General features: G+C 63.6%; 21 protein-coding genes. 15 read left to right on the top strand and 6 right to left on the bottom strand.

Features of this window, described 5'->3' with window-relative positions; all coding sequences use genetic code 11:
• The first annotated feature begins 58 nt into the window (after nt 1–58).
• From P1M51_RS11195 to P1M51_RS11175, 5 genes are all read left to right on the top strand, one after another.
• A complete protein-coding gene (locus tag P1M51_RS11195) occupies nt 59–1,561 on the top strand; it encodes a lipopolysaccharide biosynthesis protein (RefSeq protein WP_276248292.1) in 1,503 nt (500 codons plus the stop codon).
• Nucleotides 1,562–1,610: 49 nt separating this feature from the next.
• The gene (locus P1M51_RS11190; protein WP_276248291.1) at nt 1,611–2,426 is read left to right on the top strand and encodes a polysaccharide deacetylase family protein; all 816 of its coding nucleotides are present in this window, start codon (nt 1,611–1,613) and stop codon (nt 2,424–2,426) included.
• 14 nt (nt 2,427–2,440) lie between these two features.
• The gene (locus P1M51_RS11185; protein ID WP_276248290.1) at nt 2,441–3,406 is read left to right on the top strand and encodes a sugar phosphate isomerase/epimerase; all 966 of its coding nucleotides are present in this window, start codon (nt 2,441–2,443) and stop codon (nt 3,404–3,406) included.
• A gap of 40 nt (nt 3,407–3,446) precedes the next feature.
• Nucleotides 3,447–4,619 carry a VCBS repeat-containing protein gene (locus tag P1M51_RS11180; RefSeq protein WP_276248289.1) on the top strand — a complete coding sequence of 391 codons (1,173 nt, stop codon included), beginning with the start codon at nt 3,447–3,449 and terminating at the stop codon, nt 4,617–4,619.
• Nucleotides 4,620–4,686: 67 nt separating this feature from the next.
• Nucleotides 4,687–5,349 carry a hypothetical protein gene (locus tag P1M51_RS11175; protein ID WP_276248288.1) on the top strand — a complete coding sequence of 221 codons (663 nt, stop codon included), beginning with the start codon at nt 4,687–4,689 and terminating at the stop codon, nt 5,347–5,349.
• Between the two features lie 10 nt (nt 5,350–5,359).
• Here the strand turns inward: P1M51_RS11175 and P1M51_RS11170 are convergent, their stop codons facing one another.
• Together P1M51_RS11170 and P1M51_RS11165 are read right to left on the bottom strand one after the other, a co-directional pair.
• Complete coding sequence (locus P1M51_RS11170; RefSeq protein WP_276248287.1) at nt 5,360–6,256, bottom strand: glycosyltransferase family 2 protein; 897 nt, start codon at nt 6,254–6,256, stop codon at nt 5,360–5,362.
• The gene (locus P1M51_RS11165; RefSeq protein ID WP_276248286.1) at nt 6,253–7,377 is read right to left on the bottom strand and encodes a Gfo/Idh/MocA family protein; all 1,125 of its coding nucleotides are present in this window, start codon (nt 7,375–7,377) and stop codon (nt 6,253–6,255) included. The genes P1M51_RS11170 and P1M51_RS11165 overlap by 4 nt, the downstream gene beginning before the upstream one ends.
• A 227-nt stretch (nt 7,378–7,604) precedes the next feature.
• On the opposite strand from P1M51_RS11165, the gene P1M51_RS11160 reads away from it, so the two are divergent.
• Both P1M51_RS11160 and P1M51_RS11155 read left to right on the top strand, forming a co-directional pair.
• A complete protein-coding gene (locus P1M51_RS11160; protein WP_276248285.1) occupies nt 7,605–7,826 on the top strand; it encodes a hypothetical protein in 222 nt (73 codons plus the stop codon).
• Nucleotide 7,827: 1 nt separating this feature from the next.
• A complete protein-coding gene (locus P1M51_RS11155) occupies nt 7,828–8,760 on the top strand; it encodes a glycosyltransferase family 2 protein (RefSeq protein WP_276248284.1) in 933 nt (310 codons plus the stop codon).
• Between the two features lie 184 nt (nt 8,761–8,944).
• On the opposite strand, the gene P1M51_RS11150 is transcribed toward P1M51_RS11155, so the two are convergent.
• From P1M51_RS11150 to P1M51_RS11140, 3 genes are all read right to left on the bottom strand, one after another.
• Nucleotides 8,945–9,169: a hypothetical protein gene (locus tag P1M51_RS11150; RefSeq protein WP_276248283.1), complete on the bottom strand. Its 225-nt coding sequence runs from the start codon at nt 9,167–9,169 to the stop codon at nt 8,945–8,947.
• A gap of 36 nt (nt 9,170–9,205) precedes the next feature.
• Entirely contained in the window at nt 9,206–9,670 is a 465-nt protein-coding gene (locus tag P1M51_RS11145) for a helix-turn-helix domain-containing protein (RefSeq protein WP_276248282.1), read from the bottom strand.
• Between the two features lie 87 nt (nt 9,671–9,757).
• Nucleotides 9,758–10,381, bottom strand: coding sequence for a hypothetical protein (locus P1M51_RS11140; RefSeq protein WP_276248281.1), 624 nt, complete (start codon nt 10,379–10,381; stop codon nt 9,758–9,760).
• A 627-nt stretch (nt 10,382–11,008) separates the two neighbouring features.
• On the opposite strand from P1M51_RS11140, the gene aspS reads away from it, so the two are divergent.
• The 8 genes from aspS (at nt 11,009) to P1M51_RS11100 (ending at nt 17,868) form a co-directional block, all read left to right on the top strand.
• Nucleotides 11,009–12,313 (top strand): aspartate--tRNA(Asn) ligase, encoded by a 1,305-nt coding sequence (aspS, locus tag P1M51_RS11135; protein WP_276248280.1) that lies wholly within the window; start codon nt 11,009–11,011, stop codon nt 12,311–12,313.
• A gap of 303 nt (nt 12,314–12,616) precedes the next feature.
• Nucleotides 12,617–13,819: an MFS transporter gene (locus tag P1M51_RS11130; protein ID WP_276248279.1), complete on the top strand. Its 1,203-nt coding sequence runs from the start codon at nt 12,617–12,619 to the stop codon at nt 13,817–13,819.
• Nucleotides 13,820–13,867: 48 nt separating this feature from the next.
• Nucleotides 13,868–14,446: a pyridoxamine 5'-phosphate oxidase family protein gene (locus tag P1M51_RS11125; protein WP_276248278.1), complete on the top strand. Its 579-nt coding sequence runs from the start codon at nt 13,868–13,870 to the stop codon at nt 14,444–14,446.
• 72 nt (nt 14,447–14,518) lie between these two features.
• The gene (locus P1M51_RS11120; RefSeq protein ID WP_276248277.1) at nt 14,519–15,352 is read left to right on the top strand and encodes a pantoate kinase; all 834 of its coding nucleotides are present in this window, start codon (nt 14,519–14,521) and stop codon (nt 15,350–15,352) included.
• Nucleotides 15,353–15,388: 36 nt separating this feature from the next.
• Nucleotides 15,389–16,144: a 4-phosphopantoate--beta-alanine ligase gene (locus P1M51_RS11115; RefSeq protein ID WP_276248276.1), complete on the top strand. Its 756-nt coding sequence runs from the start codon at nt 15,389–15,391 to the stop codon at nt 16,142–16,144.
• Between the two features lie 42 nt (nt 16,145–16,186).
• On the top strand, nt 16,187–16,534 hold the full coding sequence (locus tag P1M51_RS11110) for a hypothetical protein (RefSeq protein WP_276248275.1): 348 nt from the start codon (nt 16,187–16,189) through the stop codon (nt 16,532–16,534).
• An 84-nt stretch (nt 16,535–16,618) separates the two neighbouring features.
• On the top strand, nt 16,619–16,894 hold the full coding sequence (locus tag P1M51_RS11105) for a DUF2892 domain-containing protein (RefSeq protein ID WP_276248274.1): 276 nt from the start codon (nt 16,619–16,621) through the stop codon (nt 16,892–16,894).
• A 47-nt stretch (nt 16,895–16,941) separates the two neighbouring features.
• Entirely contained in the window at nt 16,942–17,868 is a 927-nt protein-coding gene (locus P1M51_RS11100; protein WP_276248273.1) for a sulfide-dependent adenosine diphosphate thiazole synthase, read from the top strand.
• 1 nt (nt 17,869) lies between these two features.
• Here P1M51_RS11100 and P1M51_RS11095 read toward each other — a convergent pair whose 3' ends face one another.
• Complete coding sequence (locus P1M51_RS11095) at nt 17,870–18,121, bottom strand: hypothetical protein (RefSeq protein WP_276248272.1); 252 nt, start codon at nt 18,119–18,121, stop codon at nt 17,870–17,872.
• Nucleotides 18,122–18,173: the final 52 nt, after the last annotated feature.

Genomic DNA, 18,173 nt, shown 5'->3' with positions numbered 1-18,173 from the left:
TCCCGTCTCTTCCGTATGGTTCGTCGCTGCGACGCGGACGCAGGCTAGTGGTGGTACGATGAGAGTTCCCGGTGGCGGTCTCTTTCGGCGGTTGCTCCCCGGCGGGTCGCTCGCAGACCGGACGATAAAGAGCGGTATCTGGGTGACGATATCGAACATCACCGACCGCGGCCTGCAACTTCTGTTGCTGGTCATCCTCGCCCGATTGCTCGCGCCCGCCGACTTCGGGCTGATGGGTATCGCGCTGCTCACGGCGACGGCGCTCCGACGACTCTCGAATCTCGGCCTGAATCAGGCACTCATCTACCAGAAGGGCGACGACGTCGACCACTACCTCAACACCGCCTGGAGCATGGAAGTCGCCCGCGGCTTGCTCCTTGCGGCAGTGACGTTCGCCATCGCGCCGCTGGTCGCCGACCTCTTTCACGAACCGCGCGCCCTGCCCGTCCTGCAAGTGGTGGCGATTTCGCCGCTGTTGACGGGTATCAGAAATCCGGGCGTCATCTACTTCCAGAAGAACTTGGAGTTCCACAAACAGCTCGTCTACCAGTTGTCGGGGTCGTTCACCAACTTCATCGTCGCGGTCACCATCGCGGTCATCTACGGCTCGGTCTGGGCGCTCGTCCTCGGCTACGTCCTCGCGGACGCCGCCCGCCTCGTTGTCTCCTACCTCGCCCACGAGTTCAGGCCGGGGCTGTCGTTCGACCTCAGCGCGGCCCGCGAACTGTTCACCTACGGGAAGTGGGTCACCGGGGGCGGCATCGTCACGTTCCTCTACAGTCAGGGCGACGACGCGGTGGTCGGCTGGCTGTTGAACGCCACCTCACTCGGCTTCTACCAGGTCGCCTATCAGTTCGCGATGGCCCCGGCGACCGAAATCGCCGCCGTCATCTCCTCGGTGGCCTTCCCGAGCTATTCGAAATTGCAGGATGACGTCCCCGCCTTGCGGGAAGCGTTCTTCCAGACGGTGCAGGTCTCGACGGCCGTCTCGTTCCCCCTCGCGGTTGGCATCGTCGCCGTCGCGCCCACCTTCGTCGTCGCCTTCCTCGGCGAGACGTGGGAACCGACCATCGTCCCGATTCAACTCATCGGCGTCTACGCCTTCCTCATCTCGATGACGATGACGTTCGCCCCGGTGTGGCAGGCACGGGGCCACCCCGACTACGGGACGAAAGTTTCGGCGCTTCGCACCGTCTTCCTCGCCATCGTCATCATCCCCGCGACGCTCCAGTACGGCATCGTCGGCACCGCCGCCGCCGTCGTCGCGACGTACGTCGTCCCCTCCGTGCCCATCGACATCTACCTCCTCGTTAGAACCGTGGAGACGACCTACGGCCGGTTCGTCCGCGAGATTACCTACCCACTCGTCGCCAGCCTCCTGATGGGCGGTGCGGTCTGGGCGACCCAGCTGCTCGTTACCGTCAACCCGCTGGTTGAGTTCGTCCTGCTCGTAATAGTCGGGGCGGGCGTCTACGGCGCGGTCGTGTTCGTCCTCACGACCCGCTTTGGGTGGAGTCTCGGCCGAAACATCCGCACCATCGGAGCTGTGGTCCGCGGATGAGTCGATTAAGCGGCGGGTACTTTAGCCACTCGGCGACCCTCCTTTCGCTATGACCGGGGCGTGGGACGCACTCGCCAGCAGCGACCGCAGGCTCCGTCTCTCCAGCCGATTCCCCGACCGCAGAAACGCGATTCTCGTCTACCATTCGGTGGGGATGCCCGGACGCTTTGGCACTGTCTCTGTCGAGCGGTTCCGCCGCGACCTCGACTATCTCACAAGCCGGTACACCGTCTGTGACCTGCCCGACGTACTGGAGTCGGGGACCAAAAAACGGGTCGCCATCACCTTCGACGACGGCTTCGCCGACTTCGAGACGAACACGCTCCCCCTGCTCCGGGAGTTCGACTGTCCGGCGACCGTGTTCGTGTCGAGCGATTTCGTCGGCGACGAGAATCTGAGCCACTTCGCAGCGCGTCACGAACTCGAACCGACGGCGGACCAGGTCATGTTGACCGCGGCGCAACTACGGGCGCTCGCCACGGACCCACTCGTGACCGTGGGCAATCACACACGGAGCCACCCACGCCTCTCTGAACTCGGAGACGACGAAGCCCGTCGTGAGGAGATTCTCGGCGCGAAGGCCGCCCTGGAAACCATCGTCGGCGTGGAAATCGACCGCTTTTCGTACCCCTACGGCGACCACGACCCGGCGAGCGTCGTGCTCGTTCGCGATTCTCACGCTCTCGCCGTGACGACGGCAGGTCGCCTCGTCGCACCGGGAAGCGACCCGTATCTCCTTCCGCGACTTGCGGGGCACGTCCCCGAATCGACGCTGCGATGGGAGCTATCCGACCTCGGGGACGCGATTCGGACAGCGACACGACGCATTAACGGTCGGCTTACAATGCCCTCACGCCGTGTCTGAGCAGCCAGGTTCGCATGCTTCGCTCCGCCATCCAACTCTACACGATTCGAGACCTCGACGAACCGCTCGCCGACGTCGTCCGCCGGGTGTCGGAAGCCGGCATCGAAGGGGTCGAGTTCGCCCATCGCATCCAGCGCGAAGACCCGGAACCCGTCGCCCGCGCGCTCGCGGAGACCGGCGTCGTCCCCGTCGCCGCCCACGTCGAATTACAGCAACTCGAATACGACCGCGAGACGCTGCTCCCTCGCTACCGGACGCTCGGGTGTGATACGCTCGTCGTCCCGCACCTCTCGAAGGCACACTTCCTGACTGAGCGACGGGTGCGACAGCTCGCGGAACGACTCAATCGACTCGGCGAGCAGCTCACAGCCGAGGGCTTCAGTCTCCTCTATCACAATCAGGACCACGACTTCTTCCCGCTCGTCGAGTCGGGGTGGCTCGGAGCGGCGCTTACGTCGATTTCGCCCGAGACCCACGACGTGCGCACGGAGTCGTTCGGCCAGCGCGTGTGGCGCATTCTGGGCTCCGCCGGTGACAGACAGTTCATGAAACGATACCTTACCGACCTGCCCGAGGTCCCCCTTGAACCGACGGCGTACGGCCTGCTCGCGACACTTCTCGACCCGGAGTACGTGCAGTTCGAAGTGGACGTCGGGGCGGTGGTGGCTGCTGGTCACGACCCCGTTGAGGTGCTCGAATACGTCGCCGGTCGCTCGCCGCTCGTCCACCTGAAAGATGTTGCGAAGTCGGAGACGCCGCGACCCGGCGGCGGCCAGCGGTCGGTTCAACCGGGCACCGGTGGCCTCGACATCGCGGCCACGGCGACGGCCGCAGCGCGCCTCGGGACCGAGTGGGTCGTCTACGAACACGACCACCCCGAGGACGCACTCGACGCACTTGCTCACGGGGTGTCGGTCCTGCAGGCGATTACCGGAAAATCACCCGGCGACGACTCCCCCTCACCGGCGCGGGCCGATTAAGCGGTCGCTTACAATTCGAACCGAGGCCGTCAGTTTTCCCATGAAGTTCCGCCACGAGACCATCGACCCGCGGCCGCCGTGTACGCGCCTCGGCATCTGCCTCACGACGGATTTGACCGGCAACGGCCTCCCCGACGTCATCGTCGGCGGGATGGGAGCGATAAAGAACATGAAGATTCGGGGGCGCTACAGCAGCCTGCCCAACCTCGCGGGACTGAAGGACATGGTCGGTCTGAAAGAGGAGAGCATCTTCTGGTACGAGAATCCCGGGTGGCGACGCCACCGTCTCTCCACCTCGCCCGACCTCTACGTCTTCGGCAACGCGCTCGGCGACGTGAACGGCGACGGCCGCCTCGACCTCGTCGTGGGCCAAGCTTACCGGGGGACGAAGCTATTCTGGCTCGAACAGCCAGCAGACCCCACCCAACCGTGGCCCGAACACCTGATCCACGACAAGTACGACAAGTACCACGACATCGCGGTCGCCGACGTGGACGACGACGGCGAGAACGAAATCGTCGGCCTCTCACAGGAGAGCAAAGTCATCTTCTACTACGACGTTCCAGCCGACCCCACCCAGTCGCCCTGGCCCGAGGAGAACCTCCACGTCATTGCCGAGGGGCTGGCCGTCGAGGGCCTCGTCGTGGTGGACGTAGACGGCGACGGCGAGACGGAAGTCGTCGCTGGCCCGCACATCTTCTCACAGCCTGCCACGCCCGGCGAACTTTGGCACCACGAAGAAATTTCGACGGGGTGGGACTACACCCGTGCCGCCGTCGCGGACATAGACGACGATGGAGACCTTGAGATAATCCTGGCAGAGGGCGACTCGCCAACCTACGGTACCCACCCCGGCCGCCTCGCGATTCTCGACCCGCCGACGTGGGAGGCGACCTTCATCCACGAAGACCTGTTCTGCCCGCACAGTTTGCAGGTCGCGGACGTAGACGGCGACGGCCACCTCGACATCTACGTCGGCGAGATGGGCCTCGGCGAGAATCCGAACCCCCGTCACTTCGTGTTCCACAACCAGGGTGACGGCACGTTCGAACCGGTGGTCATCGCGACGGGAATTCCCACCCACGAGGCGAAAGTCGTCGACCTGAACGGCGACGGCCGCCTCGACATCGTGGGCAAACCCTACGAACCGGAACGCCACGTGGACGTGTGGTACAACGAGCGCGAGGACACGGCGGGCTTCGCTGACGACTGACCGGCTGAAACCCCCGCACAACTGCCAGAATCCAAGAGTATAATTGTCATACCGATAATCTACGTCCATGTCACTCATCGCAGCGGCGACGGCGGGCGCGGTCCTGGGCGTGCGCCACGCCCTCGAATCGGACCACCTCGCGGCGGTCGCGACGCTCGTCGAGGACGACACCGACCAGTCGGGCGTGGTCGGCGCGTCGTGGGGCATCGGGCACTCGCTCCCCATCGTCGTCCTCGGCCTCCTATTCGTGGCCTTCGGCGTCCACCTTCCCGAGTCGATAACCAGACTGTTCGAGTTCGTCGTCGGCGGCATCCTCATCTTCCTCGGCGCGCGGATGCTGTACTCCGCCGTCGGCGGCGTGGACGTCGAAGCCCATACTCATGGCACCGGCGTCCACACCCACCTGCGCGTCGGCGAGTCCGCATTTGGCTCCGACCACCAGCACGTAAACGACGACTCGTTCCTCGTCGGCGTGCTCCACGGATTCGCCGGGAGCGGCATCCTCGTCGTCGCACTCGTCTCCTCCGCGCCGACGATGGGCAGCGCGCTCACCTTCCTCGCGGCGTTCAGCGTCCTCACCATCGCGACGATGGCCGCCGTCTCGGTCATCTGGGGGCACACCCTCGATACGCAGTTCTCCGCGTACCTAAAGGGCGCAGCAGGACTGTTCGGTATCGTCATCGGGGCGCAACTCGCGCTGTCACAGGTCGCCGCCATCGGCCTGTTCTGAGCGCGCCGGGTCAGCGGCGGAGCGCACTCAGCGGTGCCGCGAGCGATTCGATAAGACGAATTTTGAGCCGGTCAGTAAAGCCGAGGCGGCCGGGGACGCCCGGTCGGTTCGCCTCGTACTCGCTCGTGAAGGCGAACAGATGCGGGTAGTCCTCACGGAGGGCGGCCTGATAGCGCCTGAAGTACCGCTTTTTGTTGACGTACGCCCAGAATCCGTCGGCGTAATCGTGGGCGACCACGGCGTCCGGGTAGTAGACGATTTTCGACGCCGGAATACCCGCCTCGAGTGCGCGGTAGGTCCACTCGATGCCTTCGTGACCGGCGCGGCCCTCGAACGACTCGTCGTAGCCGCCGAGCGAGCGGAAGGTGTCGCGGTCGAACGAGGTGTTTCCCTCCACGTTGATGTACGTCGGGAACTGAGCCGGGCCGAGGTCGTAGTGGCTCTGCATCTTGTTGTAGATGGTGTCGGTGCGCGGGACGACCCGCCCGCGGGCGGCGATGACGTTGCTCACTCGATGGACGCGAAGGTGTTCTTCGACGAAGTGGGGGTCTGGAACCGCGTCGTCGTCGAGAAAGACGAGAAGTGGCCCGGCAGCCAGATGCGCCCCTAGATTTCGGGCCACCGTCACGCCGTGGTTTCCGGTCAGTTCGACGTAGGTTCGGACCCGGCGCGACCCGGCGAGCACCGCGGGGACGTCCCACGTCGTCCCGTTGTCCACGACGATGACGTCGAAGGCGTCCGCCGTCTGTGCGTCGAGGGCGGCGAGCGTCGTTTCGAAGGCGGCTCGGTCCGTCCGATAGAGCACCACGACGACCGTCGCGAGGATTTCGTGTTCGGGAATCGTGACCGCGGTCGTCCGCGCGACGAGCGACCGATAGCGGGCGGGCAGGGTGTCGAATGTCGTCATGTTTCTGGATGGGTCGAATCGGTGGCGGGTCGCAGGTCGCCAGCCTCGACCATCGATTCGAGCGGATTGTCCTCGACGCCGAGTGGGAGGCTGACCCGTCCTCGGCGGCGGGCGGATTCCCAGCACGCGAAGATGAGTTCGGTCGCCGCGAGCGCGTGTTTCCCGCTCAGTTCGCTCTCGCGGTCGGTTTGGAGGCACTCGACGATGTGGGCGATAGCCCGGTCTACGTACGTCGTCCGTTCCTCGCGGCCGAATCGGGAGAGCAGTGCGCCCATGCGACCAGATTGCGGTGGTCCGTAGACGCCCTCACCGCCGGTGTCGACCGCGCGCCAGTCGCCCATCGTCTTGACGAACAGTGCGGGCGTGCTGTGGCGAATCTCGATGACGCCCTCGCTCCCGACGAGTCTGAGGAAACAGCCGATCATGTCCGCACCCCAGCCCGTCGCGGCGAGGCCATAGACGCCCGAGTCGTACTTCCACTGGGCGAGTCCCTGGTTCTCGTTGTGCGTCCCGAACCACCGATTTTCGACGGAGTATTCGACCTGCGCGAGGACCCACTCGACCGGCGTGCCGTCGGTCATGTAGTCGGCAAGGTCGAACAGGTGCGTTCCCGTGTCGTAGAGGTCGCGGTCGGCGAATTCGATGCGTTCGAGCGTCCCGATTTCACCCGCATCGAGCAAGGCCTTCATCCGGCGAAACGGTTCGCCGAAGCGATACTGGTGGTTGAACGTGAGTTGAACGTCCGCCGCGTCGCAGACGGCGACCATCCGTTTTGCGTCACCCCAGGTGAGCGCCATCGGCTTCTCACAGTGAATCGCCCGCACCGAGGGATGGCGAGCGCAGGCGGTGACGATGTCAGCGTGCGTTCCCGGCGGCGTGGCGATGCTCACGATGTCGGGGTTCGCGGCGTCGAGCATCGTCGACACGTCGGTGTAGACGCCGTCGATGCCGAACGCCTCGGCGAACGCCTGTGCGTTCTCGCGAACGATGTCGGCGCACGCGACGAGCTGGCACTGCGGGAGTCTGGCGTACCCGCTCGCGTGGCGGTAGGCCATCGCGAATCCTTTCGTGCCCGGTGGCGGCGTTTTCGCCCCGGTGCCGACGAACGCGACAGAGAACATACCTGTAAACTCGAAGGGAATGGACACGCAAGAGTATAGACCGGCTAACGACGGGATAGCGGGCCTCAACCCGGTTTTACTGAGGGCAAGTGTTTTATTTCATACACGTTGGCTCGCGCTTCGCGCTTTCGGGTAGTGATGAAAGCGAACCTTAACCAAAATCGGCCGGAAGATGACCGCTCGAAGCCGTCGAATAACTAAACGACTGCTGGCCGTTTCACACCAGTATGGGGGAGCAATGCCCGCACCGCCCAGGGGGGCGTGTCATCGATTGTGCACTTTGCCAGCCGTTGCTCGGCAAGGAGGCAGAGGAGACGAAGACGCTCTACTACGCCTCCGGACGCTGGAAGCCAGTGGACGAGGCGAAAACGGAGACTGAGAAGAAGCCTCCCGTTCGCCACAGTTCGACCGCCGTCGGCGACTGGGCGGCCCGCCACGGCAGCGACTGAGATGGCTCCCCGGGTCTCGATTATCGTCCCTGTTTTGAACGACCCGGTTGGATTGAAACAAACGCTCACCACGCTTTCTGCGCAAACGGACCCGGATTTCGAGGTTCTGGTCGTGGACAACGGCTCGACCGACGACACGAGAGCGGTCGCTCGGGCCTTCGCACGGCGCGATGAACGGGTGAAGCTGCTCGTCGAGACAGCGGTGCAGAGTTCCTACGCCGCGAGAAATCGAGGAATTCGACACGCGCGAGGTTTCCTACTCGCGTTCGTGGACGCGAACGTCACCGTCGAGCCGGGGTGGCTCGAAGCCGTCGTCGAGCGCATGGGCAAGGACGTCTCGTACCTCGGGTGTGCGGTCGAGGTGTCCTCCGAGGGTCGGGAGACGTTCGCGGCGAAGTACAATCGGCTGACCGACCTGCGTGTCGCGTACTTCGTCCACCGCCTCGGGTTCGCGCCGACGTGCTGTCTCGTCGTCCGGACGGCGCTCGTTGAGGCGGTTGGCCCGTTCGACGACCGCCTCACGTCGAGCGGCGACGTGGAGTTCGGAAACCGCGTGGCCGGGGCAGGCTATCAACTCGTGTACGCGCCAGACATCGTGATGCGCCACCCGGCGAGAACGTCGGTGCGAGCGCTCGTGAAGAAGGCGGTTCGCATCGGCCGCGGTAAAAGTCAATTGCGCCGCTACTATCCCGAGCGCTACGGGACCCCGCTTCGCGGTATCGTAAATCCCGCGGCCTACCTCCCCCCGACGCGGCGGGCGTTGCGGACGCTCGTCGTCGGGTGGGAGTCACTTTCAATCAGGGAGAAACTCGGCGTCTTCGGTCTCTTTTACCTGCTCAGACTCGCGAAGGCGTACGGGCAGCTCGCGGCGGTAGTCGAACAGGACCGGTCCCCGAGACAGGAACGCGTCGTCGGGCGGACGGGACAGGTTTGAGCGTGTGAGCTTTCAGCTCTGCGAAATAGCGTCTCGAAAGGCTCTGGGCCGCAACCACAATAGTCGCTGGCACGCGAACTGGCATAGGTGCGTCGCGGCCCTGAGCACGCGTATATTTGTTCTGTCAGCTGATAAACGCACTGGATTCGTGCCTCGGCTGTGAACACTCTGCGTGCGCTGAGTGTCACTCGTCGTTACGAAACGAATCGATGTCCGGGAGCGCATTCACTCCGGCGTGCGTCCCGAGATAGTTGGCGTCACGGACGGTTCGCAGAAATTCACCGTGAGACTGATACTCGCGGAACGTGAGGACGCGGCCGCCTTCGACGGCGAAGACGATTTCGAACGTGCCGTCCGGTAATCGGTAGTGGTCTGCCCGCGTCACCTCGGGTGGCAATTCACCGACCATACCGCCTGTTAGCGGGCTGACGATATGAACGTCCGGCTAGGGAGACTCGCGAGTGCGTTCCCAGAGCTTCTCGAACTGCGCCATCAGCTCGTCGTCGAGGGCGAGTCGGACCGTCATTACTCGCTCATCGAGGTCGAAGTCGAGGGGCTCCAAGTTAAGTTCCCGAACCGCAACCCCTGTGGACGGAGCCTGGTCGAGATGTACGGCGATGCCGTCCGTGGTGATGTCGATCGCGAGCGAGTCGATGGCCGTTACGAACGCCCGCTTGTTCGGCGCAGAGACCCTCGCGTGGTCCTCGCGGACGAGTCCGCTCTCTACGAGATCAGAGAGCCGTCTGTACACGGTCGATTGAGAGACGCCGGTCTGTTCGGTCAGGTCCTCTATCGTCACCGGACCACCACTTCCCGCTTGCAGAATCTCGCGGGCGACGCTATCTCCAAGGAGCGAGAGGATGCGCCTCGTGGTCGTTCCGCCGTCTCCATTTTCCCCCAGAATCCCCATAGTCTGTTATTCAGACGTATTCCTAGGATATGTAGTTTTAGTCACAAAAAATGTGGGCCGGTCAGCGGGATATTCGGTGCGGAGCCGTTATTCGGTCGGCTGGGCTGCCTGTCCGCGAAGGGCAGACACCAGTTCGAACACACGCCCCTCTGGCGAGTATTCGGTGTAAAGCTGCACACCGGTGACCGCGACGAGCGTCGCGGTACTGAGTGCGGCCCACCACAGACCGGGAATCGACGTGAACGGCGAGATACCGATGAGGGCAGCCGAGACGCCGAGACCGATGGTAATGGCCATCGCGAGGACGTACTTGCCGATTGACGACGGCGATTCCGTCTGCGTTTCCATCAGGTACGGGTCGAGTTGCCCAGCCGATTCGAGCAACTGAATCGTCCCGCGATTCTTGTTGAACGCGATGATGCCAGCACTGTCCATCTTCGGCAGGTGGCACTGGTACAGTCCGATGTACACTCGCTTTCGCTGGTCAGAGGACAGTTCCATGACCGTGATGTTGTTTTCTTTCGCTGCAATGTACTCTGCAAGTTCGTCCAGACGGGCTGTGCCCCCGTTCTGTTCGAGGTAGCGGAGCGCATCGCGGCGGCGGCGGTTCTTCAAGATTTCGAAGATGACGTCTTTGTCAAGCGGGTCTGCTTTGATTTCAACGTCTCCCCCCACGTCGGCGTCGTGCGCGACGGATTGTAGTGAACTCATTTGTATCACCGTTGAGCACGAAATGTTCGTACGAGCTGCCAAGCGGAACTGGCAGGCACAGATACACTGGCCTTTCCCCACATTCCCCCACTTGGGCCCCCTACGCCCACCATGCTGGTTACCGTGAACCAAACCATAATATGCGCTCCCTTAAGATAAGGTTAATCCAACGTTGCAGATTCTGAAGATGTTTGACGAGCGATTCGCAGCGTCTGACAGAGACGACCCGTGTCGTGTTTTTACCACCATATCCTACATTCGCGAAATAAATACTGTCAGAAACATAATATTGTTTATTGTCGCGTGTTCACGGGTCCTCGAAGCGGTCACCGTCGCACGAATATGAGCTGTCCCGTGTCACAGATATGTTCTATCATATGATACTCTTCGGTTACTGATTGTCATACACTGCGAAATCGGTAAGTCGGACATAAGCGCCCCAAAACTCGGTATATCCAACCTTCCAGTACGGAAGGCAGTGGCGACTCAGCATATCCTATATATTAACCCAGACAGTCCAGAAATCCGTCGGATTCGAGAGTGAGGGGAACGCGCGCACCTGGCGCTGACTCGCGTAAGAGGGTGAAAAGCGAGTATCTTAAAGGGGGTGCCTCCAAATTCGCGGGTATGCAGGACCGCACACACACGGCAGACGTCTCGCCCGGCGAGACGGTCACCATCGCGGGCTGGGCGCACGAGACGCGCGACCTCGGTGGGATTGCTTTCCTCATCGTCCGGGACAAGACGGGGAAGATTCAGGTCAAGTTCGAGAAAGACGAGATGGACGACGACCTCGTCGAGACCGGCACGAACGTCTCCCGCGAGAGCGTCGTGACGGTCACCGGCAAGGCCGAGGAAGAACCGCGCGCCCCGACCGGCGTCGAAATCGTCCCCGAGTCCATCGAGATACTCGCCGCCGCAGAGCCAGAACTCCCCCTCGACCCGTCGGGAAAGGTCGACGCTGAACTCTCGACCCGCCTCGACAACCGCACGCTCGACGCCCGCCGCGACGAGACAAAGGCCATCTTCGAGATTCGCGCCGAGATTCTCCGCGCCGTCCGCGACTACTTCCGCTCGGTCGGTGGCACGGAAATCAACACGCCGAAAATCGTCGCCACCGGGACGGAGGGTGGGACGGAACTGTTCCCGATTACCTACTTCGGCCAGGAAGCGTTCATGAACCAGTCGCCACAACTGTTCAAGCAGCTGATGGTCGGCTCCGGCTTAGAGCGCGTTTTCGAAATCGGCCCAATCTTCCGCGCAGAGGAACACAACACGCCACGCCACCTGAACGAAGCGACGATGATCGACTTCGAGAGCGCGTTCATCGACCACCAGGAAGCGATGGACGTGTGCGAGGGGACGCTCAAGGCGGCCTACTCGGCCGTCGCCGAGAACTGCGAGGAAGAACTCGAAACCCTCGGCCTCGCAGACGACTTCGAGGTCCCAGCGGACGACTTCCCACGCCTCACCTACGAGGAGGCCATCCAGCGCATCAACGCGACGGGCGAACTGGACGAACAACTCGTCTGGGGCGACGACCTCCCGACCGAGGGCGAGAAGGCACTCGGCAAGGACGTCGGCGGCCACTACTTCATCATCGACTGGCCGAGCGAAATCAAGCCGTTCTACATCCAAGACTACGACGAGGACCCCGACCTCTCGAAGGGCTTCGATCTCATGCACCCGCGCATGGAACTCGTCTCCGGTGGCCAGCGTGAACACCGCTACGACAACCTCGTCGAAGGCTTCAAACAGCAGGGTCTCGACCCGGACGCCTTCGAATACTACACCAAGATGTTCAAGTACGGCATGCCACCGCACGCCGGCTGGGCATACGGTGTCGAGCGTCTCGTCATGACGATGCTCGGACTGTCCAACATTCGTGAGGCTGTTCTGTTCCCGCGGGACAGACAACGTCTGAGCCCATAGGGCGAAGATTTGGCTGTTAGCGAGAGGAACGGTAGTGACTCTCGCCAAACCGTCAGCGTCTGAGTCCGTAGGACGAAGACCTGACTGCCGACGAGGCTAGCGCGAGCGAGTCTCGTCAGTCTGTAGCGTCTGTCGACGTAGGCGACGACGCGACCGCGAACATGACGTCCTAATCAGGACGCACCCTCTGGAAGCAACCGACTATCCTCATTTCTCGACTACTAACCTGCGCAGTGCCAACACCCCGCTTCAGGAACGGCTTTCTCCGCGGCGCACCTCAATCCATTAACAGGAGGGGAAGCTATGGCGCGCACACAAACGAGCATCATTTTACGCTACTATTTCTACATGGCTGGCTCGTCGTTCGGGTTCATCGCGCCAATCTGGGTCGTCCTGCTCGAATCGCGGAATCTGAACTTCACGGAAATCATGGTGTTAGACGCCATCTTCGCCGTAACGCTCGTGCTCGGGGAGGTGCCGACGGGCTACCTCGGCGACCGCATCGGGCGGCGGACGAGTCTCATCCTGAGCGCGGTCATCGTGAGTGGGTCGTCGCTCGCGTTCGCCGTCGCCCAGCGATTCGAGACGTTCCTCGTGGTGTATTTCATCTGGGCAGTGGCCATCACCATGCGCTCTGGGAACGACAGCGCGTGGCTCTACGACACGCTGAAACAGTTCGGCAACGAGGCGACGTTCACTCGCGTGCGGGGTCGGGGATTCTCGGTCCTGCTCATCACCGGGGCCGTCTCGTCGCTCGCGGCGGGTGCCCTCGCGGAGGTGGACATTCGGTATCCGTTCGTCGCGTTCGCGATTCTCGGACTGGTGAGCGCGCTCGTGTTGCTCACGATGCCCGAACCAACCATCGAGTCGGGGGCGGGCGAGACGCTCTCGATTGCCCACGTTCGGGACGTCATCCAGCGGAAGTTGTTTCGACCGCCGTTGCGGGCGTTCGTCATGTTCGTCGCGCTGTTCTACGCGGCGACGTGGAGCGTCGAGATTCTGGTTCAGCCGGTGAGCACGCGTCTCGGCCTCGGTTTCGGCGAGCTGGGCGTCATGTACGCGACGTTCGCGGTGTTCGGTGCGATTGCCTCCGGGTCTGCCGACTGGATTCAGGAGCAGATTGGGGTCCACCGCTGGCTCATGTTAGCGACCATCGGGCTCGGGGCGAGCCTGTTGCTCATCCTCGCCGTCCCGCTGGTGGCCCTGCCGTCGTTCTTGCTCATGCACACGGCGTTCAACGCGGCGCTCCCGATGGTCGAACAGCACCTAAACGACCGGATGCCCTCGGTCGGACGGGCGACGGTGCTGTCTGCGATTTCGATGGCGGTTTCCGTCGCCAGTGTGCCGCTCAAGCTCGGGAGCGGGGCGCTCGCGGACGCCACCTCGCCGGCGATGGCCGTCGTTGGGCTCGGTGCAATCTTGCTCGCGGGTGGTCTCTACGTCGTCGTCGCGAACGTCTCCCTCTCGGGCGGAGAAACCGCCGTCCTCGGTAGTGAGAGCGACTGAGGGTCGGCAACCGATACGCCCATACCCGCGACCTCCGTAGCGCCGCCAATGGGAGACGAGCTGCCGGGCAGCGACGGCGAGCACGCGCTGCAAGAGCGTTTCGGGACGAAAGAACGGGCACTTCGCTTCTACGAGGACAGCATGCACGAGGAGTTGAACGAAGTGATGCAGCGGTTCATCGGTGAGCGCATCCTGTTCTTTCTCGCGACCGCCGACGCGAACGGGCACACAGACTGCTCGCCGCGACTCGGACCGCGCGGGTTCGTCACCGTCCTCGACGAGAAGACACTCGCCTACCCCGAGTACCGGGGCAACGGCGTCCACGCCTCGCTCGGCAACATCGAAGAGAACCCCTACGCCAGCCTCACGTTCGTCGATTGGTGGGACACCACCGTCGGACTGCACGTGAACGGGCCGGCCACCCTGCACGACGAGTTGTCGGGTGCCGTCGACCCCTCGGGAACCGACCGGCAGAAGGTGTGGGTGAAGGTGGACGTCGAGGAGGCGTACATCCACTGTGCGAAACACCTCCCCCAACTCTCTATCGAGGAGTTCGACCCGCCGTGGGGGACCGACGACGAGGGCGCGAAACGAACCGACTTCTTCGACGACGAGAATAAATTGTAAACGTTTTACAATCGGGTAACGGAGTCGCGAGTAGATGATGCTGGGTGACCGGGCGATGGAGGCGAAGAGCCGATGAGTCGAGAGCGAGCGCAGGCGTTCGTTCCCGGCCACGTCACTGGATTCTTCAGCGCCCACCAGCACGACGACCCACTCCGTGCGGGGTCGCGCGGGGCGGGCCTCACGCTGACCGACGGCGTTCACGTCACCGTCGAGCCGGCAGCAGAGACGACGGTCACGCTCGACGGCCGTCCCACAGAGATGACCGCGGTGAACCACGTCCTCTCGGAACTCGGCGTCTCGTGTACGGTAACGGCGACGACCGACCTCCCGATAAGCGCGGGTTTCGGCGTCTCCGGGGCCACCGCTCTCGGCACGGCGCTCGGAGCGAACGCTGTCTTCGACCTCCACCGGTCTGAAAACACGCTGGTCGGCCTCGCTCACGCGGGTGAGGTGCAGGCGGGCACCGGCCTCGGCGACGTGGTAGCGCAGGCACGCGGGGGGATTCCAATCCGGCTCGAACCTGGCGCACCCGGCTTCGGAACCCTGGATGGGATTCCAGCCCGCGGCCCGGTCGAGTACTGCACGTTTGGCTCGCTTTCGACGGCCGACATCATCACGGGAGACACGGTGCAACTCACGGCGGCGGGCGAACGTGCGCTCTCCTTCCTGATGGAAGAGCCGACGCTCACCCGGTTGATGGTCGCCTCTCGGCGATTCGCCCGCGAGGCAGACCTGCTGACTGCGGAGGTGGAGACGGCCATCGACGCCGTCCAGGACGCGGGTGGGCAGGCCGCGATGGCGATGCTCGGCCAGACGGTGTTCGCGCTCGGAACCGGCCTCTCGGACGCTGGCTACGACGCGCATTCGTGTCGCATCCACCCACCGGGTGCGACCCTTGAAGAGTAACGCGCGATTTTTCAGGCGGCCGACCGAAGCAGTGCTATGAGCGAAATCGAGGTTCCCGAAGACCACCCCCGCTACGAGTCGCTACTCACGCGACACCGCATCGAGGAAGGGGTGCGAACGGGCATCACCAGTCTCCAGGGACTCATCGCCGAGGGGCGTGGCGAGGCCTACGACTACCTGCTCGGGGAACGGACGCTTCCGAGCGCGGACGAGGCCGCACGCGCCGCCGCTGCCCACCTCTTGCTCGCGGACCACGCCGTCCTCTCGGTGAACGGCAACGTCGCCGCGCTCGTGCCCGGCGAAATCGTCGAACTCGCCGAGGTGACCGGTGCGGACATCGAGGTGAACCTGTTCAACCGGACGCCAGAGCGAATGCAGGCCATCGCTGACCACTTGGCAGAGCACGGCGCGACGGACGTGAAAGGGCTCACGGCAGACGCACGGATTCCGGGCCTGAGCCACGAGCGCGGCAAGGTAGATGCAGACGGCATCTTCGACGCAGACGTGGTGCTCGTCCCGCTCGAAGACGGCGACCGCGCGGAGGCGCTCGGCGCGATGGGGAAGACCGAAATCGTCGTCGACCTGAACCCGAAATCCCGCTCGCCGCAGATGGCCGCCGTCCCGGTCATCGACAACGTGATGCGGGCGATTCCGAACATCACGCGCCACGCTCGGGACCTGAAGGGAGCGTCCCGCGAGGAACTTGAGACCATCGTCGCCGACTTCGACCGCGAGGCCGCCCTCGAAGCGGCAGAGCGGGCGATTCGAGAAGGCACCGACCGCGACGACTGAGGCGCTGAAACGATTTTGTCGGTGTGCGACGTAGAGAGAGCGATGGACGATTCCGTACAGCTCGGCCCACCGCTCGTGACCTGCCAGCCGTTCGCCTCGCTCGAAGGCGGTCGGTTCAAGGTGGCGACGTTCAGCCCAATCTGGTTCGAACTGGACCAGCGCGACACGCGGAAACTCTACGACGCGCTCTCCCGGTTGTACGACGGCCACGGCGGCGTCACCTTCCCGGTCACGAACCGACTCGCGCCATCGACGGTTCCACGGAACCTGCTGGTCGACGTCGAGTCGCGGACGGTCGCCTTTTTCGCAGACCACACGGAGGTCATCTCCTTCGACGCCCGCGACACGCGCAAGATTTTCGATCTGCTCAACCGAAACCTGCGCCCCTGAGGCCAGTCACGGTCGAATACCTGCGCAACTCCCCAACCAGTTGTGCTTCGAGATTAGGATGTCTCGTCGCCTACAGATAGCGAGATGCAGAAGAATGTCGGCGGAACCGACCGCACGCTCCGGCTCGTGGTTGGCACCCTCTTGCTCGCCGTCGCGGCGGCGACGTACACCCAGCGTCTGAGCCTCGCCCTGAGCGTGGTGCTGACGGTCGCCCTCGTCGGCGCAGTCGCTGTAAGCGGCTTCTACCTCGTGACGGGCGCGCGTCCGAACTGGTCGCTCGCGTCCGCCCCTAGAATGTCACTGGTTAGCCGCCGGTTCGTCCACCGCACCGACGATTTCCACCCACCTGACCGCGACTGACGCTGACCCAAACGCCTTTGTATTACTTGGTTATATTACCGAGTGGTATGACGCAGTTCGACCCATTCAGCGAGGCCAGTGAAGCGAGCGTAACGAGTGCAATCGCCCAGTCCTGGAGCGAGGAGTTCTTAGACCACGTCGAGTCCGACGTCATCATCGTCGGCGGTGGGCCCTCCGGGTTGGTCGCCGCGAAGGAGCTGTCCAGTCGCGGCGTGAAGACGATGGTCGTAGAGAAGAACAACTACCTCGGCGGCGGGTTCTGGCTCGGCGGGTTCCTGATGAACAAGATTACCGTCAGAAGCCCCGCTCACCACGTGCTCGACGAACTCGGCGTCCCGTACGAGGACACCGACACGGAAGGGCTGTACCTCGCGGACGGTCCCCACGCCACGTCCGCGCTCATCGAGTCGGCCTGTGCGGCGGGGGCGAAGATTCAGAACATGACCGAGTTCACCGACATCGTGGTGCGAGAAGACCATCGCGTCGGCGGCATCGTGATGAACTGGACGCCGGTCCACGCCCTGCCACGAGAACTCACCTGCGTGGACCCGGTGGCCGTCGAGAGTGACCTCGTCATCGACGGGACGGGTCACGACGCGCTCGTCATCAGCAAACTCAGAGAGCGCGGCGTCTTCTCCGCGCCCGGCCTCGAACACGCCGCAGAACACAACACCGGCATGGACAAGACCGGGTCCGGCGAGTACGGCGCACCGGGCCACGACTCGCCCGGCCACGACTCGATGTGGGTCGGCAAGTCCGAGGACGCCGTCGTCGAGAAGACGGGCCTCGCCCACGACGGGGTCATCGTCACCGGCATGGCGACGGCGACGACCTACGGACTCCCGCGCATGGGACCGACCTTCGGTGCGATGTTACTCTCGGGGAAGAAGGCGGCGCAGGCCGCGCTCGACGAACTGGGCGTGGAGGCAGAACCCGTCTCCCTCGGCCAGCGAGCGGCCCCGGCCGACGACTGAGTCACGCCCGCCGGGAGGTCCAGACGAGTTCCATCGCCAGCCAGAACAGCCACCACACGAGGAAGACGAAGAAGACGATGGCGACGGAGGAGAGGACGCCCAGTTCACTCGCCAGTAAAACGACGAGTGAGTAGGTGCTCGCCACGAGCACCAGGGCGACGACCAGTCCAACCATGCCGAGCGCGTGGTGGGCGACGAACCCGACACGGGGAGTAGCGTTGCTCCCGTTTTCGGTCGAATTGGCGTGTGACATGTTATCTCGCACCATACACTAGACCGTACTCGGTCCGAGAATATCAATTATC

The sequence above is a fragment of the Haladaptatus sp. QDMS2 genome, from assembly GCF_029338295.1.
In the GTDB taxonomy this organism is placed as follows: Archaea; Halobacteriota; Halobacteria; order Halobacteriales; family Halococcaceae; genus QDMS2.
This window is presented reverse-complemented; position numbering and strand designations above follow the sequence as displayed.

Coding starts and splice junctions, on each gene's coding strand:
- P1M51_RS11120 (WP_276248277.1), top strand. CDS start 14,519: ATGAGTCGAGAGCGAGCGCAGGCGTTCGTTCCCGGCCACGTCACTGGA.
- P1M51_RS11190 (WP_276248291.1), top strand. CDS start 1,611: ATGACCGGGGCGTGGGACGCACTCGCCAGCAGCGACCGCAGGCTCCGT.
- P1M51_RS11165 (WP_276248286.1), bottom strand. CDS start 7,377: ATGTTCTCTGTCGCGTTCGTCGGCACCGGGGCGAAAACGCCGCCACCG.
- P1M51_RS11105 (WP_276248274.1), top strand. CDS start 16,619: ATGCAGAAGAATGTCGGCGGAACCGACCGCACGCTCCGGCTCGTGGTT.
- P1M51_RS11140 (WP_276248281.1), bottom strand. CDS start 10,381: ATGAGTTCACTACAATCCGTCGCGCACGACGCCGACGTGGGGGGAGAC.
- P1M51_RS11160 (WP_276248285.1), top strand. CDS start 7,605: ATGGGGGAGCAATGCCCGCACCGCCCAGGGGGGCGTGTCATCGATTGT.
- aspS (WP_276248280.1), top strand. CDS start 11,009: ATGCAGGACCGCACACACACGGCAGACGTCTCGCCCGGCGAGACGGTC.
- P1M51_RS11155 (WP_276248284.1), top strand. CDS start 7,828: ATGGCTCCCCGGGTCTCGATTATCGTCCCTGTTTTGAACGACCCGGTT.
- P1M51_RS11175 (WP_276248288.1), top strand. CDS start 4,687: ATGTCACTCATCGCAGCGGCGACGGCGGGCGCGGTCCTGGGCGTGCGC.
- P1M51_RS11095 (WP_276248272.1), bottom strand. CDS start 18,121: ATGTCACACGCCAATTCGACCGAAAACGGGAGCAACGCTACTCCCCGT.
- P1M51_RS11150 (WP_276248283.1), bottom strand. CDS start 9,169: ATGGTCGGTGAATTGCCACCCGAGGTGACGCGGGCAGACCACTACCGA.
- P1M51_RS11110 (WP_276248275.1), top strand. CDS start 16,187: ATGGACGATTCCGTACAGCTCGGCCCACCGCTCGTGACCTGCCAGCCG.
- P1M51_RS11195 (WP_276248292.1), top strand. CDS start 59: ATGAGAGTTCCCGGTGGCGGTCTCTTTCGGCGGTTGCTCCCCGGCGGG.
- P1M51_RS11100 (WP_276248273.1), top strand. CDS start 16,942: ATGACGCAGTTCGACCCATTCAGCGAGGCCAGTGAAGCGAGCGTAACG.
- P1M51_RS11145 (WP_276248282.1), bottom strand. CDS start 9,670: ATGGGGATTCTGGGGGAAAATGGAGACGGCGGAACGACCACGAGGCGC.
- P1M51_RS11130 (WP_276248279.1), top strand. CDS start 12,617: ATGGCGCGCACACAAACGAGCATCATTTTACGCTACTATTTCTACATG.
- P1M51_RS11170 (WP_276248287.1), bottom strand. CDS start 6,256: ATGACGACATTCGACACCCTGCCCGCCCGCTATCGGTCGCTCGTCGCG.
- P1M51_RS11115 (WP_276248276.1), top strand. CDS start 15,389: ATGAGCGAAATCGAGGTTCCCGAAGACCACCCCCGCTACGAGTCGCTA.
- P1M51_RS11180 (WP_276248289.1), top strand. CDS start 3,447: ATGAAGTTCCGCCACGAGACCATCGACCCGCGGCCGCCGTGTACGCGC.
- P1M51_RS11185 (WP_276248290.1), top strand. CDS start 2,441: ATGCTTCGCTCCGCCATCCAACTCTACACGATTCGAGACCTCGACGAA.
- P1M51_RS11125 (WP_276248278.1), top strand. CDS start 13,868: ATGGGAGACGAGCTGCCGGGCAGCGACGGCGAGCACGCGCTGCAAGAG.